The organism is Pseudomonas neuropathica, from assembly GCF_015461835.1.
GTDB lineage: Bacteria > Pseudomonadota > Gammaproteobacteria > Pseudomonadales > Pseudomonadaceae > Aquipseudomonas > Aquipseudomonas neuropathica.
Map to the genome: position 1 here is coordinate 25,278 of NZ_JACOPX010000009.1, position 26,951 is coordinate 52,228.

Here is a 26,951-nt window from a genome sequence, read left to right on the forward strand (position 1 = left end):
CAATGCCGCACATTTTGATCGTCGAAGACGAAACAATTATCCGCTCCGCCTTGCGCCGCCTGCTGGAACGCAACCAGTACCAGGTCAGCGAAGCCGGTTCAGTGCAGGAAGCACAAGAACGCTTCACCATTCCTACGTTCGATCTGATCGTCAGCGATCTGCGTTTGCCGGGCGCGCCGGGCACTGAGCTGATCAAGCTCGGCCAGGGCACTCCGGTGCTGATCATGACCAGCTATGCCAGCCTGCGCTCGGCGGTCGACTCGATGAAGATGGGCGCGGTGGACTACATCGCCAAGCCTTTCGACCACGATGAAATGCTTCAGGCTGTCGCGCGGATCCTGCGTGATCGCCAATCGGCACCGGCTGCTGGCGAAGCAGTTGCCAGTAAACCGGCCAATGGCAGCGGCAAATCCGCCGTCGACAACAGCAACGGAGAGATTGGCATCATCGGCTCCTGCCCACCGATGCAGGACTTGTACAGCAAGATCCGTAAAGTCGCGCCGACCGATTCCAATGTGTTGATCCAGGGCGAGTCCGGCACCGGTAAAGAACTGGTAGCCCGCGCCCTGCACAACCTGTCGAAACGCGCCAAGGCGCCGATGATCTCGGTGAACTGCGCAGCCATTCCGGAAAGCCTGATCGAGTCCGAACTGTTCGGCCACGAGAAAGGCGCATTCACCGGCGCCAGCGCCGGGCGTGCTGGACTGGTCGAAGCGGCGGACGGCGGCACTTTGTTCCTCGACGAAATCGGTGAGCTGCCACTGGAAGCTCAGGCCCGCCTGCTGCGTGTGTTGCAGGAAGGCGAAATTCGCCGGGTCGGTTCGGTGCAGTCGCAAAAAGTCGACGTGCGCCTGATTGCTGCGACTCACCGCGACTTGAAGAGCCTGGCGAAAATCGGCCAGTTCCGTGAAGACCTTTATTATCGTCTGCACGTGATCGCGTTAAAACTGCCGGCCCTGCGCGAGCGCGGCGCCGACGTCAACGAGATCGCCACGGCTTTCCTCGCTCGCCAAAGTGCGCGCATCAACCGTACCGACCTGAAATTTGCCGCGGATGCCGAACAGGCGATTCGTCATTATTCCTGGCCGGGTAACGTGCGTGAGCTGGAAAACGCAGTCGAGCGCGCGGTGATTCTCAGCGAAAGCCCGGAAATCTCCGCCGACCTGCTGGGCATCGACATCGAACTCAGCGATCTGGAAGACGACGAGTTCATCGGTCTGCCACCGCAAACGGCGGGTAACGCCAGCAACAGCAGCCATGAGCCGACCGAAGACCTGTCGCTGGAAGACTACTTCCAGCACTTCGTCCTCGAGCATCAGGACCACATGACCGAGACCGAACTGGCGCGCAAACTGGGCGTCAGCCGTAAATGTCTGTGGGAACGCCGTCAGCGTCTGGGCATCCCACGGCGCAAGACCGGGGTCGCCAGCGAGAGCTGAACGTTACCTGTCGAGTGTGCGGGTAACGCTTGAGGATGTGAAAAAACTGTTACCGCGATCCTTTCACGTAACAGAAGCCGGGGTTATCGGTAACGAAACCCCGGCTTTTTTTCGCCCCGACAAAACGGTTATATCGACCTAACCCCTTGTTTTATTGGGTTTCGCAAAAGTTGGCACGGCCCCTGCTATATGTTTGGTACAAGAACAATAACAAGCAATGCACAAGACAATAAAAATAAGACGAATCGACTCACGCACAATAAAAACAAGACGGCGAGAGGCGCAGCTAACTGATTCTTTTGGAGAGGCGTTGTATTTGGGGCTTGCCCCACGACCAGGCCGAGAACAACAAAAACTGTCCTAAGACAGAGCCTGTACTGGTTGGATCGAGAGATCACTGCAATTCAGCGACCAAAGCAATCCGTTTGCTCTTGGCTCCCGATTGGGAGGGTCACGAAGGAAACACTTCGTGGCGAGGGCACTCAACAAAAACAAGAAGCCCGAATCAATAATAAAAAGAGCACGCAACTACTTCTTGGGGAGCTTCGGCTCCCCTTGTAGTTTCTCCTCGTAGCAAAATCCCCCCTTTTTATCGTGCGCGATGCCTGTAGCCTGCGGCTTGCAGCTCAAATCGGCCGTGTCCTACACCATCCCCCGACTAAATGCTAGAATCTGCGCCCATCATGCGGTCATTCTTTGGTATGGCCGAACATTCCTTCAAACAGTGCATCCCATGCTGAAGAAGCTGTTCCAGTCATTCCGATCTCCCGTGCGTCGTACGCAACACATCCGCAGCACCCCTGAAGTGCTCAACAGCGGCCAACATTCGCTGCAGAAAACGCAATTCAGCCGCTATGCGGTGAATATCGTCGAACGCCTGCAAGGTGCCGGTTACCAGGCTTATCTGGTCGGCGGTTGCGTGCGTGACATGCTGCTGGGCATCACGCCCAAGGATTTCGACGTCGCCACCAGCGCCACCCCCGAGCAAGTCCGTGCCGAATTCCGCAATGCGCGGATCATTGGCCGTCGCTTCAAACTGGTGCACATCCATTTCGGTCGCGAAATCATCGAAGTCGCGACCTTCCGCGCCAATCACCCGGTCAACGAAGACGACGAAGACAGCAACCAGTCTTCGCGTAACGAGAGCGGGCGCATTCTGCGCGACAACGTTTACGGCACCCTGGAAGAAGACGCGCAACGCCGCGACTTCACCATCAACGCCCTGTATTACGATCCGGTCAGCGAGCGCATCCTCGATTACGCCAACGGCGTACACGATATACGCAACCACCTGATCCGTTTGATCGGCGATCCGAAGCAGCGCTACCAGGAAGACCCGGTACGCATGCTGCGCGCCGTGCGTTTCGCCGCCAAGCTCAACTTCGGTATCGAGAAACACACGGTGCAGCCGATCCGCGAACTGGCACCGATGCTGCGCGAGATTCCGTCGGCGCGTCTGTTCGAAGAAGTGCTCAAGCTGTTCCTCTCCGGGCACGGCGCGATCACCTTCGAAATGCTGGTCGATCTGCAACTGTTCGCCCCGCTGTTCCCGGCCAGTGCCGATGCGCTGGAACATAACCCGGAGTACACCCACACACTGATCAGCGAAGCGCTGACCAACACCGACTTGCGCATCAAGCAGAACAAACCGGTGACCCCGGCGTTCCTGTTTGCAGCACTGTTGTGGCCGGCTTTGCCGGCTCGCGTGTTGCGCTTGCAGGAACGTGGCATGCCGCCGATTCCAGCGATGCAGGAAGGCGCGCACGAGCTGATTGCCGAACAATGCCAGCGCATTGCGATTCCGAAACGCTTCACTATGCCGATCCGCGAGATCTGGGACATGCAGGAGCGCCTGCCACGCCGCAGCGGCAAACGTGCCGACCTGTTGCTGGACAACCCGCGTTTCCGCGCAGGTTACGACTTCCTCCTGCTGCGTGAGAGCGCAGGCGAAGAAACCGACGGCCTGGGCGAATGGTGGACGGATTATCAGGACGCCAACGACAGCGAACGTCGCGACATGATCCGCGACCTCAGCGGCAAGGGCGATGACGCCAGCGGTGCTCCGCGCAAACGTCGCCGCAGCAGTGGTTCCAAGCGCAAACGCGCCGGCGCCCCGAGCGCTACAGGCGAATAAAGGCATGGAACGCATCTACATCGGCATGGGCAGCAACCTCGCTGACCCGGCCGAACAGTTGCGCAGCGCCGTCGAGGCGCTGGGGCAACTGCCGCAGACCACACTCGCGGGCGTTTCCGCCTTCTATCAAAGCGACTCGTTGCTGCCAGGCCAACCGCGGTACACCAACGCGGTCGCTGCGCTCGACAGCTCACTCGCACCGATAGAATTGCTGGATGCATTGCAAGCCATCGAGAACGATCAAGGTCGCGAACGCCTTGAGCGTTGGGGGCCTCGTACGCTGGATCTGGATATTCTGCTGTTCGGTGATCGTTTGATCGACGAGCTACGCCTGAAAGTCCCGCATTACCAGATTCAGGAACGCGCCTTCGTGTTGTACCCGCTCGCCGAACTGGCCCCGCAGGATCTGCGTCTTGCAGATGGGCGCACCCTCGCCGATCTGCTCGCCGCCTGCCCGTTCGTCGGCCTGGAACGCCTCACTACCCCCTGACACAAGTCCCCCTGTAGGAGCTGTCGAGTGAAACGAGGCTGCGATCTTTTGATTTTCAAACCAAGATCAAAAGATCGCAGCGTTCCGCAGCTCCTACAGGGAATAGCGTTTTACCCTCAGGATTTTGTCGGACAAAAATTCGTCGAATCAGGCCCGCCGCAGCGCTGAAACGCATCAGTAACGCCGGTAACACTCCCCTCGTAACAATGCGGTAACACACGCAATTGACTTCCTGTTGGCTCATCACGACTATAGGCGTCCCGCTGCCGCCAACCCGGCACATACGGGCGCAATCCAGGCCTTATAAGCACGACAAAAGAGCGTGCGCCTGAGTAGATGAAGAATCACGCGCGTTACTCGCAGTAGTTTCCAGAGCGCCTGAACGAGGATTTTTTACATGCCAGCCATCACCCTGACCACGCTCCAGAGCCTCAAGCAGAAAGGTGAAAAGATCACCATGCTGACCTGCTATGACGCGACCTTCGCCCACGCCTGCAACGAGGCTGGTGTCGAAGTGCTGCTGGTGGGCGACTCCCTCGGCATGGTCCTGCAAGGTCACGACAGCACTTTGCCGGTGACCATCGCAGAAATGGCCTACCACACCGCTTGCGTCAAACGCGGCAATACCGATGCCCTGATCCTCGCTGACTTGCCGTTCATGGCCAACGCCACCCTTGAACAGACCATGACTAACAGCGCCATGCTGATGCAGGCGGGTGCGCACATGGTCAAGGTCGAAGGTCAGCTGTGGCTGGCCGAGTCGATCCGTCTGCTCGCCGAGCGCGGTGTACCGGTATGCGCGCACATGGGCCTGACTCCGCAAGCAGTGAACATTCTCGGCGGCTATAAAGTGCAGGGCCGTAACGAAAATCAGGCGCGGCAGATGCGTGCCGATGCGATTTCGCTGGAACAGGCCGGCGCCGCCATGCTGCTGCTCGAATGCGTACCAAGCGAACTGGCCGCTGAAATCAGCCAGGCCGTGAAGATCCCTGTCATCGGCATCGGCGCCGGTAACGCCACCGACGGCCAGGTCCTGGTACTGCACGACATGCTCGGCCTGTCGATCACCGGCCGCGTGCCGAAATTTGTCAAAAACTTCATGCACGGCCAGGACAGCATCCAGTCCGCGCTGAAGGCTTACGTCAACGAAGTCAAAGCCACCACGTTCCCTGGCATCGAACACGGATTCTCTGCATGAACACCGTTAAAACCGTACGCGAACTGCGCGCCGCCGTAGCCCGCGCCCGCAGCGAAGGCAAGCGTATCGGCTTCGTGCCGACCATGGGCAACCTGCACAGCGGTCACGTTGCACTGATCACCAAAGCCACCCAACGTGTGGACTTCGTGGTCGCGAGTATTTTCGTCAACCCGCTGCAGTTCGGTGCCGGCGAAGACCTCGACAAGTACCCGCGCACCTTGGCGGCGGACCAGGAAAAACTGCTCGAAGCCGGTTGCTCCCTGCTCTTCGCCCCGACGGTCGAAGAAATGTACCCCGACGGCATGGCCGGACAGACTCGGGTCAGCGTGCCGCAATTGTCCGAAGGCCTGTGCGGCGCCAGCCGTCCGGGGCATTTCGAGGGTGTGGCGACCGTCGTGAGCAAGCTGTTCAACATGGTCCAGCCGGATCTGGCGATTTTCGGCCAGAAGGATTACCAGCAACTGGCGGTGATCCGCGCGCTGGTGCATGACCTGAACATGCCGATCCAGATCATCGGCGAACCGACTGTGCGTGCCGCCGACGGCCTGGCGCTGTCATCGCGCAATGGCTTCCTCAGCGAAGAACAGCGCGCAGTGGCACCGGTGGTCTATCGCTCGCTGAGCAACATTGCCGAGTCGATCAAGCAAGGTGAGCGCGATTTCCCGGCGCTGATCAGTGCTCAGTTGCAACAGCTCGAAGCCGCGGGCCTGCGCCCGGATTACCTGGAAATCCGCCATGCGCTGACGTTGCGTCCGGCGACGGCTGAAGACCGTGATCTGGTGATTCTGGTGGCGGCGTTCCTCGGCACCACGCGGTTGATCGATAACCTGCACCTGAATCTCGATACGCCGGTTTAAGCCTCACCGATAACCTGTGGGAGTGAGCTTGCTCACGAATGCAATCTGTCAGCTGACGTAAATATCGACTGACATGACGCCTTCGCGAGCAAGCTCGCTCCCACAGGTTTTTTTGTGTTTTCAAGATCTGGTTTCAGCTGTATTGCCGCCTTAAAAGCCTTCGGGCACACTGCCCGCCGTTCGATTCCATCCTGGGAAAATCCCTCATGCACGCGATCATGCTCAAGGCCAAACTGCACCGCGCCGAAGTCACTCATGCGGTGCTCGATTACGAAGGTTCGTGCGCCATCGATGGCGAGTGGCTGGACTTGTCCGGCATTCGTGAATACGAGCAGATCCAGATTTATAACGTCGACAACGGCGAGCGTTTCACCACCTACGCGATTCGTGGCGAAGAAGGCTCGCGGATGATCTCCGTCAACGGCGCCGCAGCGCACAAGGCCAAGGTTGGCGACCGTGTGATCATTTGTGCCTACGCCCATTACAGCGAAGCGGAACTGGTCAATTTCAAGCCGCGCATGCTCTACATGGCGCCAGGCAACGAGCTGAGTCACACCAGCAACGCCATCCCGGTTCAGCTCGCCTGATCACGAAATCGCCCCGCTCCCCCTCCGTTTGTCGGCCAGTTCCCGGTCTCGATGTTAAAAAAGTACAGGGATCTGGTCAGACAAAGTCAAGACAGAACGCAGCGCGAGGTTTACTGTATTCGCCCTGTGTCCAGAAATCGTGTCGACGCAGTTGATCCCATGCCCAAACATGGCGTGCCGGGTCTGTTCAGTGTTCAAAAGGCCGTTCAAGTAAAAAGGAAAACCGCAGCGATGGCGTATTACCTCACTCCTCAAGACGTTACCGCTCTGCCCGCCTGGCAAGCGTTGAAAGATCACCGCCAAGCCATGCAGGATTTCAGCATGCGCGAAGCCTTCAACGCCGATCCACAGCGCTTCAATCAGTTCACCCTCAGCAGCTGCGGACTGTTTCTCGATTATTCGAAGAATTTGATCAACGCCCAGACCCGCAATCTGCTGGTCGGTCTGGCCAATGAAGTCGATCTCAAGGGCGCGATCAAAGCGCTGTTTGAAGGCGAAATCGTCAACACCTCCGAAGGCCGCCCGGCGCTGCACACCGCCCTGCGCCGCCCGGTAGGCGACAAACTGTCGGTCAACGGCGTCAACGTGATGCCGGAAGTCCACAAGGTCCTGAACCAGATTACCGATCTGGTCGGCCGAATCCACGACGGTCTGTGGCGCGGTTACACCGAGAAGCCGATCACCGACGTGGTGAACATCGGTATCGGTGGCTCGTTCCTCGGCCCTGAGCTGGTTTCCGAAGCGCTGCTGTCCTACGCACAGAAAGGCGTGCGTTGCCACTATCTGGCGAACATCGACGGCAGTGAGTTCCACGAGCTGACGCAGAAACTGCGCGCCGAGACCACGCTGTTCATCGTTTCGTCGAAATCCTTCAACACCCTCGAAACCCTGAAGAACGCTCAGGCTGCGCGCGCCTGGTACCTGGCGCAGGGCGGTTCGGAAGCCGAGCTGTATCGTCACTTCATCGCCGTATCGAGCAACAACGCTGCTGCCGTAGCGTTCGGTATCCGCGAAGAAAACATCTTCCCGATGTGGGACTGGGTCGGTGGTCGTTATTCGCTGTGGTCGGCCATCGGTTTGCCGATCGCCCTGGCCATCGGCATGTCCAACTTCAAGGAACTGCTGTCCGGCGCCTACACCATGGACCAGCATTTCCAGACCGCGCCGTTCGAACAGAACATGCCGGTGCTGCTGGCTCTGCTCGGCGTCTGGTACGGCAACTTCTGGGGCGCGCAAAGCCACGCGATCCTGCCGTACGACCACTATCTGCGTAACATCACCAAACACTTGCAACAGCTGGACATGGAATCCAACGGCAAGAGCGTGCGTCAGGACGGCACGCCGGTGTCGACCGATACCGGTCCGGTGATCTGGGGCGGCGTCGGCTGCAACGGTCAGCATGCGTACCACCAGTTGCTGCACCAAGGCACCCAACTGATTCCGGCCGACTTCATCGTGCCGATCGTCAGCTTCAACCCGGTTTCCGACCACCATCAGTGGCTGTACGCCAACTGCCTGTCGCAGAGCCAGGCGCTGATGCTCGGCAAGACCTTGCCGGAAGCCGAGCAGGAGTTGCGCGACAAGGGCATGAGCGAAGATGAAGTGCACAAGCTCGCGCCGCACAAGGTGATCCCGGGCAACCGTCCGAGCAACACCCTTGTGGTCGAGCGCATCAGCCCGCGTCGGCTCGGCGCATTGGTGGCGATGTATGAACACAAAGTGTTCGTGCAAAGCGTGGTCTGGGGCATCAACGCCTTTGACCAGTGGGGCGTGGAACTGGGCAAGGAACTGGGCAAAGGCGTTTACAACCGTCTGGTCGGCAGCGATGAAACCACTGCTGATGACCCTTCCACTCAGGGCTTGATCAACTACTTCCGCGGTCGTCACCGCGGGTGATTTGAGGGTTCGGCCCACAAGGTTTGGCTCAACCCAAACCCTGTGGGCACAGAGATCCCTTGTAGGAGTGAGCCTGCTCGCGATAGCGGTGTATCAGTCAGCAATGATGTTGAATGACACACCGCTATTGCGAGCAGGCTCACTCCTACAGTTGTTTTGGGGGCATTCAGAATCAGCTTCAGCCATCAGATTCCTGATCCGGCTTGAACCCTTTGCCCGCTCGGCGCATCTTTATTCCTGTCGCACCACAAGAATAAGGAACCGTCATGTTCGATATCAGCACGTTCCCCAAAGCCGATGCCGTCCGCCGGGCTGCTCAGTTGAGTCAGGAAGACTATCGGCGCCTGTACCGCGAATCCATTGAACACCCCAGCACCTTCTGGGCCGAACAGGCCACGCGGTTCCTCGACTGGAGCACGCCGTGGCAGACCGTTCAGCGCTACGACCTGAAAACCGGTGAAGCCGCCTGGTTTGCCGGTGCGAAGCTGAACGTCAGTTACAACTGCATCGACCGCCACCTGGACAAGCGCGGCGATCAGACCGCCCTGCTTTGGGAAGGCGACGACCCCGCCGAATCGGCGCAAATCACTTACAAAAAACTCCATCACCACGTCTGCCGTCTGGCCAATGTGCTGAAAAGCCGTGGCGTGAAAAAGGGCGATCGGGTGTGCATCTACATGCCGATGATCCCCGAGGCCGCATACGCCATGCTCGCCTGCGCGCGGATCGGCGCAATCCATTCGGTGGTGTTTGGCGGTTTCTCCCCTGACTCCCTGCGTGACCGCATCCTCGATGCCGATTGCCGCACGGTGATCACCGCCGATGAAGGCGTGCGCGGTGGCAAGTTCGTCCCGCTCAAGCAGAACGTCGACAAAGCCCTGCAAAGTTGCCCCGACGTCAGCACCGTCGTGGTGGTCGAACGCAGCCAAGGCAAAGTCGATTGGGTCGAGGGTCGTGACCTCTGGTATCACCAGGCCGTGCGCGAGGTCAGCGACGATTGCCCACCGGAGCCGATGGACGCCGAAGACCCGCTGTTCATCCTCTACACCTCCGGCAGCACCGGCAAACCCAAAGGTGTGCTGCACACCACCGGCGGCTATCTGCTGCAAGCGGCGATGACCTTCAAGTACGTGCTCGATTACCGCGACGGCGAAGTGTTCTGGTGCACTGCTGACGTCGGCTGGGTCACCGGCCATAGCTACATCGTCTACGGCCCGCTGGCCAACGGTGCGACCACACTGATGTTCGAAGGTGTGCCGAGCTATCCGAACAGTTCACGCTTCTGGCAGGTGATTGATAAACACAAGGTCAACATTTTCTACACCGCGCCGACCGCCCTGCGCGCGTTGATGCGTGAAGGCGCCGAACCGTTGAAGGAAACCTCGCGCGCCAGCCTCAGATTGCTCGGCAGCGTCGGTGAGCCGATCAACCCGGAAGCGTGGGAATGGTATTTCAACGTCGTAGGAGAACAGCGCTGCCCCATCGTCGACACCTGGTGGCAGACCGAAACCGGCGGCATCATGCTCAGCCCACTGGTCAGCGCCCAACGGATCAAACCGGGCTGCGCCACGCAACCGATGTTCGGCGTGCAACCGGTGCTACTCGATGAGCACGGCAAGGAAATCAAAGGCGCCGGCAGCGGCGTGTTGGCGATCAAGTCCAGTTGGCCAGCGCAGATCCGCAGCGTCTATGGCGACCCGCAGCGCATGGTCGACACCTATTTCAAACCCTACCCCGGCTACTACTTCACCGGCGACGGCGCACGCCGCGATGAGGACGGCGATTACTGGATCACCGGGCGCATCGATGACGTGATCAACGTCTCCGGTCACCGCATCGGCACCGCCGAAGTGGAAAGCGCACTGGTATTGCACGACAGCATCGCCGAGGCCGCCGTGGTTGGTTACCCCCACGACGTCAAAGGTCAGGGCATCTACGCCTTCGTCACCCCCATGAACGGCACCGAACCCAATGACGAGTTGAAGAAAGAATTGCTGGCCCACGTCAGCAAGGAAATCGGCAGCTTTGCCAAACCGGATCTGATCCAGTGGGCGCCGGCCTTGCCGAAAACCCGTTCAGGCAAGATCATGCGGCGCATCTTGCGCAAGATCGCCTGCAACGAACTCGACAGCCTCGGTGATACCTCGACCCTGGCCGATCCGAGCGTGGTGCAAGGCCTGATCGACAAGCGCCTCAATCAGTAACACCCCGGGCGCGGTCAACCGGTCGCGCCTGGCCTTTCTCACTGAGTGGTCATGGAATTCATCCGCAGCCGTATCGAACAGCAACTCATGAGCCTGACCGGGCTGTCGCTTGGTCAGCTCGACCTGGAAAACCCCAAGGGCGATCCCGGCCTGTTTGGTCCGGACTCGATCAGTTGGCAGGTGCACGGCGATTTCAGCAGCATGTTGATCGGCGGTATCAGCGCGTTGTTGCTACAAGCTTTGCATCCGCTGGCGCTGGCCGGGGTTTGGGATCATTCGAACTTTCGTGAAGACATGCTCGGGCGTTTGCGGCGCACCAGCCAGTTTGTATCCGGTACCACGTTTGGCTCGCGCCGGGACGCCGACTGGTTGATCGAGAAAGTGCGCACCATTCACTTGCAGGTGGTCGGCACGGCGCCTGATGGCCGGCCCTACGCAGCCAGCGATGCGGATTTGTTGACCTGGGTGCATGTGGCGGAAGTGAGTAACTTTCTGGCGGCGCATTTGCGTTATCGCAATCCGCAGTTGTCGGGGGCAGATCAGGATCGTTATTACACGGAAATCGCCGTGATAGCCGAACGCCTGGGCGCGCGGGATGTGCCGAAATCGCGGCAGGCCGTCGCCGACTACCTGCAACGCATGCGCCCGCAGTTACTGTGCGATGAGCGCAGCCGCGAAGTGTTGCGCTTGTTGCTCGACGCACCGGCGCCGAGTGTTCTGGCGCGACCGTTTGGCGACCTGATGATGAAGGCCGGGATCGACCTGTTGCCGGACTGGGCCAGCGACATGCTCGAGGTGCGGCAGAGTTCGCTGCAACGGCAACTGATTCGCGCCAGCGTCAGACGCAGCGCACCGATGCTGCGCTGGGCAATGCGTAACGGCTCGGTGCAACGGGCTAAACGAAGAATGGGTTTGCTGACCTGAATGCTTCGCGAGCAGGCTCGCTCCCACATTTGGAATGCATTCCCATGTGGGAGCCTGCTCGCGAAGGGCACAACTCGATAGCCCGCCAAGCTGCTAAACTCCCGCGCCCCAATTCTCTCCAGCAAGGCGCCCGCATGTCTTCCTTGAATCAGGCGCTGCGCGCCGCCCTCGATCAACGCCAGGACTTGCTCGCTGAGCTACACAGCCAGGGCACAGATTGCTATCGGCTGTTCCACGGCAGCCAGGAAGGCGCCGGCGGTCTGACCATCGACCGCTACGGCCCACAGCTGCTGGTGCAAAGCTTTCACCAGACGCTGGAACGTGACGACCTGCTGCAACTGCACGCCATGGTCAATCAGAGCCTGGGGATGGAAACCTTGCTGGTTTACAACGACCGATCCCGAGGCAACTCGCGCATCGACCGGGAAGACAGCGTCTACAAAGCCGATGACGCAGCGCTGGCCGATCTGGTCGGCCACGAATGGGGTCTGAACTACCGTGTGCGCGGCCGCCATGCCGGGCAGGATCCGCTGCTGTTCCTCGATCTGCGCAACACCCGTGGCTGGGTCAAGGATCACGCCCAAGGCAAATCCGTGCTCAACCTGTTCGCCTACACCTGCGGCGTCGGCCTCAGTGCAGCTGCCGGTGGTGCGCGTGAAGTGTGCAATCTGGATTTCGCCGAAGGCAATCTGGCGGTCGGTCGCGAAAACGGTCTGCTCAACCCGCAGTTGCCCGAGATGCAGTTCATCCAGTCCGATTACTTTCCGGCGATCCGGCAGCTCGCCGGTCTGCCAATCAGTCAGCGCCGTGGACAGAAGCTGCCGAGCTATCAGCGTCTGGAACAGCGCCAATACGACCTGGTGCTGCTTGATCCGCCAGCGTGGGCCAAGAGCGCATTCGGCACTGTCGATTTGCTGCGTGACTATCAGAGCCTGCTCAAACCGGCCCTGCTGACCACCGCCGACAATGGCGTGCTGATCTGCTGCAACAATCTGGCGAAAGTCAGCATGGACGACTGGCGCGAGCAGGTGCTGCGCTGTGCCGAGAAGGCCGGGCGACCGGTGCGTGAGTGGAGCGTGATGACCCCAGGCGCCGACTTCCCGTCGATGGATCAGCAACCGCCGCTGAAAACCCTGATCCTGCAGCTCTGAAGCGCTCGAGCGGCGGACACCGCTCCCACATGGAAAGCGTTCCTACAGAAGAATCTGAACAATCCTGCTCCATGCGATGTACTTCGGAACCAGAATCGCGTGCCATACTCCAAGGCACTCCGATTCAGACAGATGAAGCCGCACATGCCCAAAGGATTGATTCGCGCGATTGGCGCCTTGTTGACTGCTCTGGCCCTCTACAGCTTGCTGGGGTTTCTGATTTTGCCGGGCATCGCCCTGCGTGTGGCCAATCAACAACTGGCCAATTACGCGACGGTGCCTGCGCATATCCAGCGCATCGAGCTCAACCCGTTCAGCCTTGAAGTCACCCTGTGGGGCCTGGTTATCGGCGAGCCGGGCAAGGAACAGGTCGGTTTCGAACGCCTGTACGCCGACCTGCAACTCGACAGCTTGTGGACAAAAGCTGTGCACTTGGCCGACGTCCAGCTGGACAAGCCAAAAACCGAAATTCTCTTCGCCAAAGACGGCAAGCTAAACCTGCTCGGTCTGTTCAACGTGCCAGCCAGCGAGCCGACACCGACCGACCCGAACGCCAAACCCTTCCCGCTGCGCATCGACAGCATCAAACTGGCCGGCGGCGTGGTGCACTTTGAGGATGTGCGTCCAAGCGAACCCATCGAGTTTCTCTACGACGACCTCAGCTTCGAACTGAAAAACCTCAGCACCCTGCCGGAAGACAGCGCCGACATGACCCTCGTCGCCCTTGGCCCCTACGGCGGCAGAATCGACTGGAGCGGCAATTTCAGCCTGATTCCGTTCACCTCCGAAGGCACGCTGAAAGTCACCGATGGCAAGATGAAAGGCTTCTGGCCTTATGTACGTGACGCGGTGCCCTTGGTGCTCGAAGACGGCGTGATCAGCCTCAGCACCGACTACAAACTCAATCTGTCGAAAGAAACCGAACTGCTGCTGAACAACGTCGCCGTGAGCATCGCGCCATTCGCCATCAAAGCTCCGGACGGGCGGCCACTGGCGAAACTCGAGCGTCTCGACGTCAGCGAAACCTCGGTCGATCTGGCCAAACAGCAAGTGGTGGTCGGCAAGATCCGCAGCAACAAACTGGAAACCTGGGCCGCACTGGAAGCCGACGGCCAACTGGACTGGCAGAAACTGTTTGCCAGCCAACCGTCGAAACCGGCGGCCAAAGCCGCCGCCGAACCTGCCAGCACGCCGGCCGCTGCCGACTCGCCGAAGCCAGAAGCCACTGCGCCGAGCAAGCCATGGCAAGTGCTGCTCAAAGACGTGCAATTGCGCAACTACACCGTGCATCTGGCCGACCGCTCGGCCAAACCGGCAGTAGCACTGGATATCACCCCGCTGAATGTCGATCTGCAGGATTTCGACAGCCTCAACGGCTCGCCCTTCAAGCTCAAACTCGATAGCGGTGTGGGCAAGCAAGGCAAGATCACGGCTGACGGCACGGTCAATCTCGCTCCGGTCAACGCCCAGCTCAATGTAAAAACCCAGGACATCGACCTGCGGGTCGCGCAGTCTTACATCAACCCGTTCATTCGCCTGGAACTGCGCAGCGGCATGCTCGGCAGTGATCTCAAGGTCAATCTCAAGAGCACCGAGCCGCTGGCCCTAAGCGTCACCGGGCGCGCGCAGATCGAGCAACTGCACACCCTCGACACCCTGAAAACCCGCGATTTCCTCAAGTGGCAGCAGGTGGTGGTCGAAGGCTTGAACTATCAGCACGGCGACAGCCTGTCGATTGACAAGGTCAACCTGTTCCAGCCGTATGTGCGGTTCATGATCAACGATGATCGCACCACCAACATCGATGACCTGCTGATCCCGCAGCCCGCCGACAGCGGCGCCAAAAGCGCAGCAGCGAAACCGGCCAGCAACGAGAAACCGCTGGGCATTCACATCGGCGGCATCGCCATCAACGACGGTTCGGCCAACTTCGCCGACTTCAGCCTGACGCCGAATTTCGCTACCGCCGTGCAGCAACTCAATGGCCAGATCGGCACCATCGACAGCCGTCAGGCGAAACCGGCCAGTGTCGACATCAAAGGCAAGGTCGACCGCTATGCACCGGTGACCATCAAGGGCGCGGTCAATCCGTTCGACCCAATGGCCAGCCTCGACATCGCCACCAGTTTCAAACGTGTCGAGCTGACCACGCTGACGCCCTACTCCGGCAAATTCGCCGGTTACCGCATCCGCAAGGGCCGGCTCAACCTCGACCTGCATTACCTGATCACCAAGGGCCAGCTCAAAGCCGAGAACAAAGTGGTGGTCGAGCAACTGCAGCTCGGTGAGAAAGTCGACAGCCCTGATGCTGTGAGCCTGCCACTGAAACTGGCGATTGCCTTGCTCAAGGACGTCGACGGCAAGATCTCCATCGAATTGCCGGTGACCGGCGACTTGAACAACCCGCAGTTCAGCGTGATGCCGATTGTCTGGCAGACCCTGCGCAACCTGATCGTCAAAGCCGCTGCTGCGCCCTTCAAAATGATTGGCGGGCTGATCAGTGGCGGCGGTTCGGAAGACCTTGGCACGGTGTCGTTTGCCCCGGGTTCCAGCGAGTTGAACAAGGATGCCGAAGCGGCGCTGATCAAACTGTCTCAGGCGCTCAAGGAGCGCCCGGCCCTGCGTCTGGAAATCGAAGGCACTGCCGCGCAGAGCAGCGATGGTCCATTGCTCGCCGAGCAGCGTCTGGAGCGTGAATACCAGTACAACTACTACAAGATGCTCCAGCGTCGCGGCGATAAAGTCCCGGCGCAAGCGTCGTTGCTGCAAGTGCCGGACAGCGAAAAAGGTCCACTGCTCGAAGGCATTTACCGCACCCGTCTGAAAACCCAGCCGCCAGCCGAATGGAAGGATCTGGGCAAGGAAGAACGCACGGCGAAGATGCGCGAAGGCGTGATCAAGTTCTGGAGTGGCAGCGATGTGCTGTTGCGTCAGTTGGGTCAGGACCGTGCCAGCAGCATCAAGGATTATCTGGTCGATAAAGGCCAACTGGCAGACGACCGCGTGTACTTCATCGACGCCAGTCTCGGTGAAGCCGAGAGCGATGGCCGCGTGGTGACGCAAATGCACCTGGATGCTGAATGATGAAACTGCAGTGGCTGGCCTTGATCGCAATGACCTTCGCGGCCAGCCACGCCTCGGCGTCCGATACCCTGCGCTGCGGCAGTCAACTGATCAGCCTGGGCGACCGTTCCAGCGAAGTCCTGCAAAAGTGTGGTGAGCCGGTCAGCCGTGATGTCTTGGGTTACAAGCGCAGCGCCAACCGCCGCGAGGAGTTTCAGGTCGAGGAATGGACCTACGGTCCGAGCAACGGCATGTACCAATACCTGCGCTTCGAAGGCAATCGCCTGCGGCAGATCAACAGCAAACGCGGTAACTAAACCCGACGCCGATTCCCCCTGTAGGAGTGAGCCTGCTCGCGATAGCGGTCTACCAGCGAATGAAATAGCTGACTGACTCACCGCTATCGCGAGCAGGCTCACTCCTACAGCTGTTTTGTAGTGCTCCTGAAATAGAACAGGCCCCGACACAAGTGCCGGGGCCCGTAATGGTCACATCCGTGTGACCGTTCGCATGAACTCTAAAGTTGCGGCAGACGTATTGCTCGGCCCGTCTGTCGCGCCTTCTCCCGGTCCAGGCGAGAAGTCATGCCTTACTCGGCTTTCAGGCCGTCAGCGGAGACCGCTTTGACGCCTTTGATTTTCTTGGTGATAGCGACAGCGGTCGCTTTCTGAGCATCAGTTACCGCAACAGTCGACGACAGGGAAACCACACCTTTGTTGGTTTCTACTTTGATGTCGGTACCTGGAATGCCTTTTTCAGTGACCAGATCGCTTTTGACTTTGGTGGTGATCCAGGTGTCGGAAGTAGCTTCTTTCGCCTTGGTGACTTCACCGGCAGCCAGAGTCATTGGAGCCTGAGTAGCCTGGGCGGATTGTGCGAATGCACCGGAAGCCATGGTCAGGGTCAGCGCGGTAGCAGCAGCGGCAGTGATAGCGAACTTCTTCATACGAGTAACTCCTGTTTTTCTGGAAAGTCTGCTGGTTGTCTTGTCAGCAGGGTTACCAAGGTAGTTGCGAACGCTGTGCCAACTTTTTGAAAGACACAAAACACATATAAATCAATAAGTTACAGATATCTGAAAATTCCGGATTCATGCAAAATGCATGACTCGTGGAATATTCACATGCAAGTTGCGGTTTTTTGGAAAGTTCCTAAGGCGCTGAAATTATTGAAGCTTTTGTGAAGTGCCAGACAATAAAAATGCCCCGCAGAGCGGAGCATTCTGGCCAGCACACGTCAGCTTATGTACCGGTGGCAGTGCAGCCTTTAGGCGAATAGTCCGGAGCAACGGTGGTACCACAAGTCCACACACCTGCGCCGGTCCCTGAGGAACGTGTCAGGGTGATGGTTTTGCTCAGCACCGGACCCGGAGCATTGAGCAATGTGCAAGTGATGGTCCCGGCACCGGTGGATGCCGTGCCGGAAGCGGCCAGTGTGCAGTTGGAAGTCGCAGCGGTGGCACTGCCCGCCACTAGGGTCAGGGTCGGATCAGTGCCTTGATTGATGGTGTCTTCAAACGGCACCTTCAGCGCACTGATTTCCGCCAGCCCCGCCGTCACCTTCGACCGTGCCTGATATTTGGAATATTGCGGCAACGCGATGGTCGCCAGAATCCCGATGATCGCCACCACGATCAGCAACTCGATCAGGGTAAAACCTTGTTGTTTTTTCATAGACACGCTCCATGCATGAGTCGAATTCTCATGATCTGCAAGGGACGGAGCATAGGCCATGCCAATGCCTGCAAAGCCCCGTTCATTAGGCGCAAAGCGCTTGCAACGCCAATTCCTACAACCTGTAACCGCACTATCTGACACTTTTTGTCACCTGCACCCGCCGTGTTTGGCGCTGTCACTTGACTAGGCTATAAGTCATGAACGGCAAGCGTGCGGAATCCCCATGAATGACATCGCTCTGAGCGGTCTGGCCAAGCAATTGGTCCAGGCCGAACTGATCACGGAAAAAGGCGCCCAGCAAGCCTGGCAACAGGCCCAGCGCAATCGCCTGTCGCTGGTCAGCTATCTGGTGCAGAACAAACTGGTCAAGAGCTGGCAAGTGGCCGAGATTGCCAGCGAGCATTTCGGCATGGCGTTCCTTGATCTCAATTGCCTCGACAAGGAAACCCAACCCAAAGGCCTGGTCAGCGAAAAACTCGTGCGTCAGCATCACGCCCTGCCCTTGTGGCGGCGTGGCAACAAGCTGTTCGTGGGCATTTCCGACCCGAGCAATCATCAAGCGATCAACGACATTCAATTCAGCACCGGGCTGAGCACCGAAGCCATTCTGGTCGAGGACGACAAACTTACCGATGCCATCGAAAAATTCTTCGACACCCACACCAGCGGTCTCGAGGACATGGCCGATGTCGATCTCGACGGGGTCGATGTCGAATCCGTCGACGACAGCAAGCAGGACGCCATCGGCGGCCTCGACGCCGACGATGCGCCGGTGGTGCGCTTCGTGCACAAGATGCTGCTCGACGCGATCAAAAGCGGTTCTTCCGACTTGCACTTCGAGCCTTACGAAAAAAACTACCGGGTGCGGGTGCGCACCGACGGCATCCTGCGCGAGGTTGCCAAACCGCCGATTCAACTGGCCGGGCGCATCGCCGCGCGCCTGAAAGTCATGGCCAGCCTGGATATTTCGGAACGGCGCAAACCTCAGGACGGGCGGATCAAGATGCGCCTGTCAAAAAGCAAATCAATCGATTTCCGGGTCAACACCCTGCCGACCCTGTGGGGCGAAAAAGTGGTGATCCGGATTCTCGACCCGTCCAGCGCACAGATCGGCATCGACGCCCTCGGCTATGAGCCCGAGCAAAAGGATCTGTACATGGCCGCTCTCAAGCAGCCACAGGGCATGATTCTGGTCACCGGGCCCACGGGGTCGGGGAAAACCGTGTCGCTGTACACCGGCCTGAACATCCTCAACACCGTCGACATCAACATATCCACCGCCGAAGACCCGGTGGAGATCAATATGGAAGGCATCAACCAGGTCAACGTCAATCCCAAACAAGGGCTCGACTTTGCCCAGGCATTGCGCTCGTTTCTGCGTCAGGACCCGGACGTGATCATGGTCGGTGAAATCCGCGACCTGGAAACCGCCGAGATCGCCATCAAAGCCGCGCAGACCGGTCACCTGGTGCTCTCGACCCTGCACACCAACAGCGCTGCGGAAACCCTGACGCGCCTGCACAACATGGGCATTCCCGGTTTCAACATCGCCACCTCGGTCAGCCTGATCATCGCCCAGCGCCTGGCGCGCAAACTGTGCAGCCACTGCAAGAAAGCCATCGAGATCCCGCGCGAAACCTTGCTCAAGGAAGGCTTCCCCGAGGAACGCATCGGCCATTTCACGATCTACGAGCCGGTCGGTTGTGATCACTGCAACGGCGGTTACAAAGGACGCGTGGGGATTTATGAAGTGGTGAAAAACACACCGGAGCTGCAACACTTGATCATGGCCGAAGGCAACTCGCTGGAAATCGACCTGCAGATGCGCCGCGACGGCTTCGACGACCTGCGCACCTCCGGGCTGCACAAGGCCATGCAAGGCATCACCAGCCTTGAAGAAATCAACCGGGTCACCAAGGACTGAACATGGCGGTCAAGGCAGCAAAAATCAGTATTTATGCCTGGGAAGGCACCGACAGAAAAGGCAGCAAAGTCACCGGTGAACTGAGCGGCCAGAACCCGGCGCTGATCAAGGCACAACTGCGCAAACAGGGGATCAATCCCGGCAAGGTGCGCAAGAAATCCGCGTCATTGCTGAGCTTTGGCAAACGCATCAAGGCCCGGGACATTGCCCTGTTCACCCGGCAGATGGCGACCATGATGAAAGCCGGCGTCCCGCTGTTGCAGTCGTTCGACATTATTGGCGAAGGCTTTGATAACCCGGCCATGCGCAAACTGGTGGACGACGTGAAACAGGAGGTCGCGGCCGGTAACAGCTTCGCCGCAGCCCTGCGCAAGAAACCGCAGTATTTCGACGAGTTGTATTGCAACCTGGTCGATGCCGGCGAACAGTCCGGCGCCCTCGACACCCTGCTCGAACGCGTCGCGACCTATAAGGAAAAAAGCGAAAGCCTCAAAGCCAAGATCAAGAAAGCCATGACCTATCCCACCGCCGTGGTGCTGGTCGCGGCTGTTGTCACCGGGATTCTGCTGGTCAAAGTAGTGCCACAATTTCAGTCAGTGTTTTCCGGTTTCGGTGCCGAACTGCCGGCGTTCACCCTGATGGTGATCAGCCTGTCGGAATTCATGCAGCAATGGTGGTGGGCGATTCTCGCTGCACTGGTCGCAGCGATTTTCGGCACCCGCCACGCGCTAAAAACATCCCAGGCCTTGCGCGATCGCAAAGACACCTGGCTGCTGAAACTGCCACTGGTGGGAACACTGATGTACAAGTCCGCCGTGGCGCGATTCGCTCGAACCTTGTCCACCACATTTGCCGCCGGTGTGCCGCTGGTGGAAGCCCTCGACTCAGTGGCCGGCGCCACCGGCAACGTGGTCTTCAAGCGAGCCGTGCTGCGCATTCGCCAGGACGTGTCCACCGGTATGCAGCTGAATTTCTCGATGCGCAGCACCGGGGTCTTTCCCAGCATGGCCGTGCAAATGACCGCGATTGGCGAAGAGTCCGGCGCCCTGGATGACATGCTCGACAAGGTAGCGGGCTTTTACGAGGAAGAAGTGGATAACATGGTCGACAACCTCACCAGCCTCATGGAGCCGTTCATCATGGTCGTGCTGGGGGTGATCGTCGGCGGGCTGGTGGTGGCCATGTACCTGCCGATCTTCCAACTCGGCTCAGCGATCTGACATGCCTATCGACGAACTGTTTGCCGTGTATCCGTTAGCGTTTGTCGGCACCGCCCTGCTGCTGGGTCTGGTGATTGGCAGCTTCCTCAATGTGCTGATCTGGCGCCTGCCAAAAATGCTCGAACGCGACTGGCGCCAACAGGCACACGATGTGCTCGGTTTGCCCGGCGAGGCCTCGCAACCCATCTACAACCTGATGCTGCCGCACTCCGAATGCCCGCATTGCGCCCACCGGATTCGCCCGTGGGAGAACGTTCCCCTGCTCAGTTATCTATGGCTGCGCGGGCGCTGTTCAGCGTGCTCCGCTCCGATCAGCAAACGTTATCCGTTGACCGAGCTGGCCTGTGGGCTGCTTTCGGCCTTCATCGCCTGGCACTTGGGCTTCGGTTGGCCGGCGTGCCTGCTGATCGTCCTCACCTGGGGTCTGCTGGCGATGAGTCTGATCGACACCGAGCATCAACTATTGCCCGATGTGCTGGTGCTGCCGTTACTGTGGCTGGGGTTGATCGTCAACAGTTTCGGCCTGTTCGTGACCTTGCACGATGCGTTGTGGGGGGCGGTGGCCGGTTATCTGGCGCTGTGGTCAGTGTTCTGGCTGTTCAAGCTGCTGACCGGCAAGGACGGCATCGGTCATGGTGATTTCAAGCTGTTGGCGCTGCTGGGGGCATGGGGCGGCTGGCAGATTCTGCCGCTGACGATTCTGTTGTCATCACTGGTCGGCGCCATTATCGGGGTGATTTTGTTGCGCCTGCGGGAGCAGAAAACCTCGACGCCAATCCCCTTCGGCCCTTATCTGGCAATTGCCGGCTGGATTGCCTTGCTCTGGGGTGGTCAAATAACCGCCTTCTATTGGCAGTTTGTCGGTTTGAAATGAATACCCCTGTGGAAAAACCCTGGATTCTCGGCCTCACTGGCGGCATCGGCAGCGGCAAAAGCGCAGCGGCTCAGCACTTCATTGATCTGGGTGTCCACGTGGTGGATGCCGATCACGCGGCACGCTGGGTGGTTGAGCCGGGGCGTCCGGCGCTGGCGCAGATTGCCGAACACTTCGGCCCCGGTGTGCTGCAGGCCGATGGCACGCTGGACCGCGCCGCCCTGCGTAAACTGATCTTTGAAGTGCCGGAGCAACGCCGTTGGCTCGAAGCCCTGCTGCATCCGTTGATCGCCGAGGAAATCGCTCATCACCTGGCGCAGGCAAAATCGCCTTACGCGATTCTGGTGTCGCCGCTGCTGATCGAATCCGGGCAATACGCGATGACCCAGCGCATTCTGGTGATCGACGCTCCGCAACAATTGCAGATCGAACGCACCTTGCAGCGAGACCAGACCAGCGAAGCGCAGGTTCAGGCGATCCTCAAGGCTCAGTCGAGCCGCGAAGAGCGAGTGAGCCGCGCCGACGACGTAGTGGTCAACGACCGCGACCTCGCCTGGCTGCACAGCGAGGTCGAGCGTCTGCATCACTTTTACCTGACTTTATCCGGAGGCCAAGCATGAGCCAGATCCCCACCGTTGAATGCCCGACCTGCGGCGCCCCCGTGGAATTCATCCCCGAAAACAAGTTTCGGCCGTTCTGCTCTGATCGCTGCAAGCTGATCGACCTCGGCGCCTGGGCGTCGGAAGAACACAAGATTCCGGTCGCACCGGATGCCGAGGACGAACTGTTTTCCGGCGACTTCGATCCGCGTCACTGATCTCGATCAGGGCCGCATAAAGCCGTAGTCCTGATCGTCGTCGAGGTTTTCCGCCAGAAAGCGCAACTCGTCGGCCAGGTCTTCGGCGTTGCGCACGGCCTTGCTCTGCTGCACCACCGCACTGAGCAAGGCGCGCAAACTCAACCCCGGGTCAAAACCCACTTCCTGCGCCATCTCCAGACTCTGCCGGGTTTCCTGCCTGGCCCACTCGTAAACACTCATGCCGATGCTCCTGAAGGGATTTGCGCGAGCATGAAATTTCCCGCGCGCAGCGGGTTTGATGTGGATCAAGACTTCGGATCGTCGTCCTTCCACGGCGCCGAAAGGTAGCGTGTGCGGTTGAAGGTCTCCAGCCATTCCGGGCTGAATACCACCAGGGCACTGACGATCATGCCGTTGATGAACGCCTCGGGGAAAATGATCAGCCACACGTAACCGATGAAGTCTTCCAGCCATTCCGGCATGGCGAAGAGGCCGTCGTACCACAGCAGCGTCAGGCTCAGGATCAGGCACAACAGGGCTGACAGCGCGGCGGCAAAGAAGCCGGAACAGAAGATGTACACGAACGGATTGCGTGGCTGAGCACGCTCGACGAGGATCGCCACACACTCGGTGACCAGCACCGGCAGCAAAATGAACAAGGCGCCATTGACCCCCATCGCTGCGAGATCCTGACGCCCGAGCAGCACCAGGCCGATCTGCGCCACCAGCCCGCCAACGATCGCCAGCGGCCAGTCCAGCAACAGGGTTACCGCCGTCATGCCGAGGAAGTGATACGACACGCCCGTGTCGAAATCCCTGCGCATCAACCACAAGAGAAACAACGCAAACACGGTGCCGAACAGCAGATGCTGACGCCGGCTGTCGCTGAACAACTCGACCCACGGCGCACGCGCGATCGCCCAGAGCAAAACCGGCAGATAAATCAGCCAGCCCAGCAACAGACTTTCAGTCGCCAGCACCTCGACGCCGATCATGGACGCGCCTTCTCCAGTGCCTCGCGCAGGTCACCCGCGTTGGCGTACTCACGTTGCGAGAGCAATCGACCGTCCTTGAGTTGCAACCACAATACCTGGCCTTCCGCGCCGGGATAGCGCGACGCAACCCGTCCTTCTCGATCCAGCATGACCCGATAGTGGTAGTCGCGCATCGCCGGTACGGCAAACATTTTGGCAATCAGCGCCGGCATGCGCTGGATGTCGGCAACGAACACTGCGTGACGGGCCTCCAGATAGCCCTTGGGTTGGTCCTTCAACGCTTCCTTGATCAGCTTGGCGCCGTCCATATCCCGTGCCACCAGCAGCGAGGTGGTGCTGTTATCGAGGGTGAAGGGTTGCTCGTACTGATCGAGCAACGTCCAGGGAGCCAGACGCTCACCGGTTTCGAGCGCATGGGCACACAGCGGAAAAACAGCAAACAGCAGCAGCCAGCGAAATTTCACGATGAGTCCTCACGGTTTGGCGCAAATAATCGATTTCCATGAGTCTACACCGCCCTTCTCCACTGCCCACTGATGCACTTTGCCGCGGAACGCTTTCAGCTTGTCGCATTTGAACGCTAAGCTTGGGCTTATGGATGACTCAGATTATTTACGCCTGCTGACCATCGCGGCCGAGCAGGCCAACGCCTTTCTGTCCAATGCCCGCAAATGGGAGCGTGAGCGTTGGGTCTGCCAGCGCCTGCTGCAAGGCCTGAACATTCCCTACCGCGCCGACGAATTCGCGCCGGCCGGCGAACCGCCGGACGTGCTGTTTCGCGATGCCAATTTCGAGGTGTTCTTCGTGCTCGACGAGGGCCGTCGGCTTAACGACGAATGGCGCGATGAATTGCAGCGACGACGTAGCGCCTTTTCCCTCAGCCAACTGGTGCGCCGCGAAGCCAAGCCGAAACGGATCCCGGCCAATGAATTCCTGCTGCGACTGGCGCCGACCCTGCGCAAAAAAGCACACAACTACAAAGAACGCGGCATGGATCTCGGCGAACTGGACATCATCGCCTTCGCCAGCCTCAAACGAGAAGTACTGGATTTGAACAGCCATTTCCCCCCGCCCACCGAATACCTGCGTCAGGGCTGGCGCTCGCTGTCGCTCGTCGGCCCGACCTTCGCCCGCGTGCTGTTCGCCCACCCGGACGCGCCGGATTTTCTGCGCAGCAACCTCGGTCGCAGCATCGTTTTTGATGTGGGAATCAGCCTGTGACCCCCCTTCAGCAATTGATCGCCGATGTACCGCAGACTGGATGTGTGCGCTGGATTGGCGTGCGCCCCGAGTCGCGCGGGCCGATGATCGAACTCGATGCCGTGGAGGCGCGGCTGGAAGCAGGACTGACCGGCGATCATGCCCGTCCCGGTGTGCGTAACGCGCGGCAGGTGACCCTGATCCAGTGGGAACATCTGGCGGTGATCAGCGCATTGATGGGGCGCCCTGATGATCAACCGGTCAGGCCTGAAGATCTGCGGCGCAATCTGGTTATCAGCGGTATCAATTTGTTTAGTCTCAAGGGTCGGCGCTTTCGCATCGGTCAGGCAATATTCGAAACCACGGGCTGGTGTCAGCCCTGCGCACGCCTGCAGCACAACCTCGGCCCGGGCACCTTTCAAGCGGTGCGCGGCCATGGCGGAATTACCGCGCGGGTGTTACAAAGCGGGATCATTCGCCTCGAAGACCGGGTGAGCGTCGAACCGGTTCCGGACAGCGGCTATGCTGCGTTCAACCCCGGATAAAAACCGCTGTAGCTTCTGCCCATTCAGCAACGTCTACCTGACGAGGCAAATATGACCAGCCGCCTGAACCCCGAAGACCAGAAACATGTCGAAGAGTACCTGCAACTGTCCCAACATCGAGTCGAGCGCCGGCCTTTCCGGCCGTGGATGCTCCTCGTGCTGGTGCTGGCAGTGACCATTGGTCTGGGCCTGTTGAGCCGATTTATCAGTTACCTGACGCTATGAGCAGCTTAGCGCTCGCTTGGGTAACCGCACCGATTTCCTTTAAAAACCTTGCGAGTTATCCCTATGTCCCATCGTATTGTTATTGTCGGCGGCGGCGCCGGCGGTCTGGAGTTGGCTACCCGTCTGGGTAAGACTCTGGGCAAGCGCGGCACGGCCAGTGTGATGCTGGTCGACGCCAACCTGACGCACATCTGGAAACCGCTGTTGCACGAAGTGGCCGCCGGATCGCTGAACTCCTCCGAAGACGAACTCAACTATGTTGCCCAGGCAAAATGGAACCACTTCGAGTTCCAGCTAGGGCGCATGAGCGGGCTCGATCGCGCACAGAAGAAAATCCAGCTGGCCGCCACCTACGACGAAAACGGCGTAGAACTGGTGCCTGCACGTGAAGTGCAATACGACTCGCTGGTAATCAGCGTCGGCAGCACCACCAACGATTTCGGCACTCAGGGCGCGGCGCAGCACTGCCTGTTCCTCGACACGCGCAAACAGGCCGAGCGTTTCCACCAGCAATTGCTTAATCACTATCTGCGTGCCCATGCCGGGCAAACCGATGTGGTCGAGCAGATCAGCGTGGCGATTGTCGGTGCCGGCGCCACAGGCGTGGAACTGGCGGCAGAACTGCACAACGCCGCCCATGAACTGGCGGCTTATGGCCTGGACCGGATCAAACCGGAAAACATGCACATCACCCTGATCGAAGCCGGCCCACGGGTACTCCCTGCCCTGCCAGAGCGTATCAGCGGGCCGGTGCACAAAACCCTGGAAAAGCTCGGGGTCAACGTGATGACCAACGCTTCGGTCAGCGAAGTGACCGCCGACAGCCTGATCACCGCCGATGGCAACGAGATCAAGGCCAGCCTGAAAGTCTGGGCGGCGGGCATTCGCGCGCCGGGTTTCCTCAAGGACATCGACGGCCTGGAAACCAACCGCATCAATCAACTGCAAGTGCTGCCGACGCTGCAAACCACCCGCGACGAGAACATCTTTGCTTTCGGTGACTGCGCCGCGTGCCCGCAACCGGGTACCGATCGCAATGTGCCGCCGCGTGCCCAAGCCGCACACCAACAGGCGTCGCTGCTGGCCAAATCGCTGAAACTGCGCATCGAAGGCAAGACCTTGCCGGAGTACAAGTACACCGACTACGGCTCGCTGATCTCGCTGTCGCGTTTTTCGGCTGTGGGTAACTTGATGGGTAACCTCACCGGCAGCGTGATGCTCGAAGGCTGGCTGGCGCGGATGTTTTACGTGTCGCTGTATCGCATGCACCAGATGGCGCTGTACGGGCCGTTCCGCACGGCGATGCTGATGCTGGGCAGCAAGATTGGCCGTGGCACTGAACCGCGTCTGAAACTGCATTGATGTAAACCTGTGGGAGCGAGCCTGCTCGCGATAGCGATTTGTAAGTCAACATCATTGTTGAATGACAAATCGCTATCGCGAGCAGGCTCACTCCTACATTTGATTTGTGATTCTGTCTCGTAGTGTATCTGCGCCCTCCTTATCGCCCTTCGCTTACAAACTCCCCCGCTGCGCGACACAGTCGCGAT

26 protein-coding genes are annotated in these 26,951 nt (G+C 59.3%); 21 read left to right on the forward strand and 5 right to left on the reverse strand.

Annotation, left to right across the window (positions count from 1 at the left end; genetic code table 11):
- The first annotated feature begins 2 nt into the window (after positions 1-2).
- The 12 genes from H8F23_RS14365 to H8F23_RS14420 all read left to right on the forward strand — a co-directional run bounded on the left by H8F23_RS14365 (position 3) and on the right by H8F23_RS14420 (position 16,260).
- Positions 3-1,439 (forward strand): sigma-54-dependent transcriptional regulator, encoded by a 1,437-nt coding sequence (locus H8F23_RS14365; RefSeq protein WP_095048667.1) that lies wholly within the window; start codon positions 3-5, stop codon positions 1,437-1,439.
- 733 nt (positions 1,440-2,172) lie between these two features.
- A complete protein-coding gene (locus H8F23_RS14370; RefSeq protein WP_194934808.1) occupies positions 2,173-3,573 on the forward strand; it encodes a polynucleotide adenylyltransferase PcnB in 1,401 nt (466 codons plus the stop codon).
- A 4-nt stretch (positions 3,574-3,577) separates the two neighbouring features.
- A complete protein-coding gene (gene folK, locus H8F23_RS14375) occupies positions 3,578-4,063 on the forward strand; it encodes a 2-amino-4-hydroxy-6-hydroxymethyldihydropteridine diphosphokinase (RefSeq protein WP_194934809.1) in 486 nt (161 codons plus the stop codon).
- 397 nt (positions 4,064-4,460) lie between these two features.
- On the forward strand, positions 4,461-5,261 hold the full coding sequence (panB, locus tag H8F23_RS14380) for a 3-methyl-2-oxobutanoate hydroxymethyltransferase (RefSeq protein ID WP_194934810.1): 801 nt from the start codon (positions 4,461-4,463) through the stop codon (positions 5,259-5,261).
- A complete protein-coding gene (gene panC / locus H8F23_RS14385; RefSeq protein ID WP_038369035.1) occupies positions 5,258-6,118 on the forward strand; it encodes a pantoate--beta-alanine ligase in 861 nt (286 codons plus the stop codon). Before panB ends, panC begins: the two co-directional genes overlap by 4 nt.
- 206 nt (positions 6,119-6,324) lie before the next feature.
- On the forward strand, positions 6,325-6,705 hold the full coding sequence (gene panD, locus H8F23_RS14390; RefSeq protein ID WP_003205654.1) for an aspartate 1-decarboxylase: 381 nt from the start codon (positions 6,325-6,327) through the stop codon (positions 6,703-6,705).
- A gap of 231 nt (positions 6,706-6,936) precedes the next feature.
- Positions 6,937-8,601, forward strand: a complete 1,665-nt coding sequence (gene pgi, locus H8F23_RS14395) for a glucose-6-phosphate isomerase (RefSeq protein ID WP_194934811.1) — start codon at positions 6,937-6,939, stop codon at positions 8,599-8,601.
- 266 nt (positions 8,602-8,867) lie between these two features.
- Positions 8,868-10,805 carry an acetate--CoA ligase gene (gene acs / locus H8F23_RS14400; RefSeq protein ID WP_194934812.1) on the forward strand — a complete coding sequence of 646 codons (1,938 nt, stop codon included), beginning with the start codon at positions 8,868-8,870 and terminating at the stop codon, positions 10,803-10,805.
- 51 nt (positions 10,806-10,856) lie between these two features.
- Positions 10,857-11,729, forward strand: coding sequence for an oxygenase MpaB family protein (locus tag H8F23_RS14405; RefSeq protein ID WP_194934813.1), 873 nt, complete (start codon positions 10,857-10,859; stop codon positions 11,727-11,729).
- Positions 11,730-11,863: 134 nt separating this feature from the next.
- Positions 11,864-12,880: a class I SAM-dependent rRNA methyltransferase gene (locus H8F23_RS14410; RefSeq protein WP_194934814.1), complete on the forward strand. Its 1,017-nt coding sequence runs from the start codon at positions 11,864-11,866 to the stop codon at positions 12,878-12,880.
- A gap of 132 nt (positions 12,881-13,012) precedes the next feature.
- Positions 13,013-15,964 carry a DUF748 domain-containing protein gene (locus H8F23_RS14415; protein ID WP_194934815.1) on the forward strand — a complete coding sequence of 984 codons (2,952 nt, stop codon included), beginning with the start codon at positions 13,013-13,015 and terminating at the stop codon, positions 15,962-15,964.
- Positions 15,964-16,260, forward strand: coding sequence for a DUF2845 domain-containing protein (locus H8F23_RS14420; protein ID WP_093434887.1), 297 nt, complete (start codon positions 15,964-15,966; stop codon positions 16,258-16,260). Before H8F23_RS14415 ends, H8F23_RS14420 begins: the two co-directional genes overlap by 1 nt.
- 272 nt (positions 16,261-16,532) lie before the next feature.
- Here H8F23_RS14420 and H8F23_RS14425 read toward each other — a convergent pair whose 3' ends face one another.
- Positions 16,533-16,889: a BON domain-containing protein gene (locus tag H8F23_RS14425; protein WP_034153878.1), complete on the reverse strand. Its 357-nt coding sequence runs from the start codon at positions 16,887-16,889 to the stop codon at positions 16,533-16,535.
- A gap of 295 nt (positions 16,890-17,184) precedes the next feature.
- Complete coding sequence (locus tag H8F23_RS14430; protein WP_093434881.1) at positions 17,185-17,616, reverse strand: pilin; 432 nt, start codon at positions 17,614-17,616, stop codon at positions 17,185-17,187.
- 226 nt (positions 17,617-17,842) lie between these two features.
- On the opposite strand from H8F23_RS14430, the gene pilB reads away from it, so the two are divergent.
- Genes pilB through yacG form a run of 5 tightly spaced genes read left to right on the forward strand, consistent with a single transcriptional unit; the run spans position 17,843 to position 22,454 of the window.
- The gene (gene pilB / locus H8F23_RS14435; RefSeq protein ID WP_194934816.1) at positions 17,843-19,543 is read left to right on the forward strand and encodes a type IV-A pilus assembly ATPase PilB; all 1,701 of its coding nucleotides are present in this window, start codon (positions 17,843-17,845) and stop codon (positions 19,541-19,543) included.
- Positions 19,544-19,545: 2 nt separating this feature from the next.
- Positions 19,546-20,763: a type II secretion system F family protein gene (locus H8F23_RS14440; protein ID WP_093434875.1), complete on the forward strand. Its 1,218-nt coding sequence runs from the start codon at positions 19,546-19,548 to the stop codon at positions 20,761-20,763.
- A gap of 1 nt (position 20,764) precedes the next feature.
- Positions 20,765-21,637, forward strand: a complete 873-nt coding sequence (locus tag H8F23_RS14445; RefSeq protein WP_194934817.1) for a prepilin peptidase — start codon at positions 20,765-20,767, stop codon at positions 21,635-21,637.
- Positions 21,634-22,257, forward strand: coding sequence for a dephospho-CoA kinase (gene coaE / locus H8F23_RS14450; RefSeq protein ID WP_194934818.1), 624 nt, complete (start codon positions 21,634-21,636; stop codon positions 22,255-22,257). Before H8F23_RS14445 ends, coaE begins: the two co-directional genes overlap by 4 nt.
- Complete coding sequence (gene yacG / locus H8F23_RS14455; RefSeq protein ID WP_095048684.1) at positions 22,254-22,454, forward strand: DNA gyrase inhibitor YacG; 201 nt, start codon at positions 22,254-22,256, stop codon at positions 22,452-22,454. Before coaE ends, yacG begins: the two co-directional genes overlap by 4 nt.
- Before the next feature lie 6 nt (positions 22,455-22,460).
- On the opposite strand, the gene H8F23_RS14460 is transcribed toward yacG, so the two are convergent.
- The 3 genes from H8F23_RS14460 to H8F23_RS14470 form a co-directional block, all read right to left on the reverse strand.
- Positions 22,461-22,676: a hypothetical protein gene (locus H8F23_RS14460; RefSeq protein ID WP_007959584.1), complete on the reverse strand. Its 216-nt coding sequence runs from the start codon at positions 22,674-22,676 to the stop codon at positions 22,461-22,463.
- 65 nt (positions 22,677-22,741) lie between these two features.
- Positions 22,742-23,431, reverse strand: a complete 690-nt coding sequence (locus tag H8F23_RS14465) for an energy-coupling factor ABC transporter permease (RefSeq protein WP_194934819.1) — start codon at positions 23,429-23,431, stop codon at positions 22,742-22,744.
- A complete protein-coding gene (locus H8F23_RS14470) occupies positions 23,428-23,895 on the reverse strand; it encodes an FAD/FMN-containing dehydrogenase (protein WP_194934820.1) in 468 nt (155 codons plus the stop codon). Before H8F23_RS14470 ends, H8F23_RS14465 begins: the two co-directional genes overlap by 4 nt.
- 130 nt (positions 23,896-24,025) lie before the next feature.
- On the opposite strand from H8F23_RS14470, the gene H8F23_RS14475 reads away from it, so the two are divergent.
- From H8F23_RS14475 to H8F23_RS14490, 4 genes are all read left to right on the forward strand, one after another.
- Positions 24,026-24,652, forward strand: a complete 627-nt coding sequence (locus tag H8F23_RS14475; RefSeq protein WP_007909887.1) for a DUF1780 domain-containing protein — start codon at positions 24,026-24,028, stop codon at positions 24,650-24,652.
- Positions 24,649-25,176, forward strand: coding sequence for an MOSC domain-containing protein (locus tag H8F23_RS14480; RefSeq protein ID WP_194934821.1), 528 nt, complete (start codon positions 24,649-24,651; stop codon positions 25,174-25,176). The genes H8F23_RS14475 and H8F23_RS14480 overlap by 4 nt, the downstream gene beginning before the upstream one ends.
- Before the next feature lie 51 nt (positions 25,177-25,227).
- Entirely contained in the window at positions 25,228-25,401 is a 174-nt protein-coding gene (locus tag H8F23_RS14485) for a DUF3094 domain-containing protein (protein WP_007909875.1), read from the forward strand.
- A 63-nt stretch (positions 25,402-25,464) separates the two neighbouring features.
- Positions 25,465-26,763 carry an NAD(P)/FAD-dependent oxidoreductase gene (locus tag H8F23_RS14490; protein ID WP_016986237.1) on the forward strand — a complete coding sequence of 433 codons (1,299 nt, stop codon included), beginning with the start codon at positions 25,465-25,467 and terminating at the stop codon, positions 26,761-26,763.
- Positions 26,764-26,951: the final 188 nt, after the last annotated feature.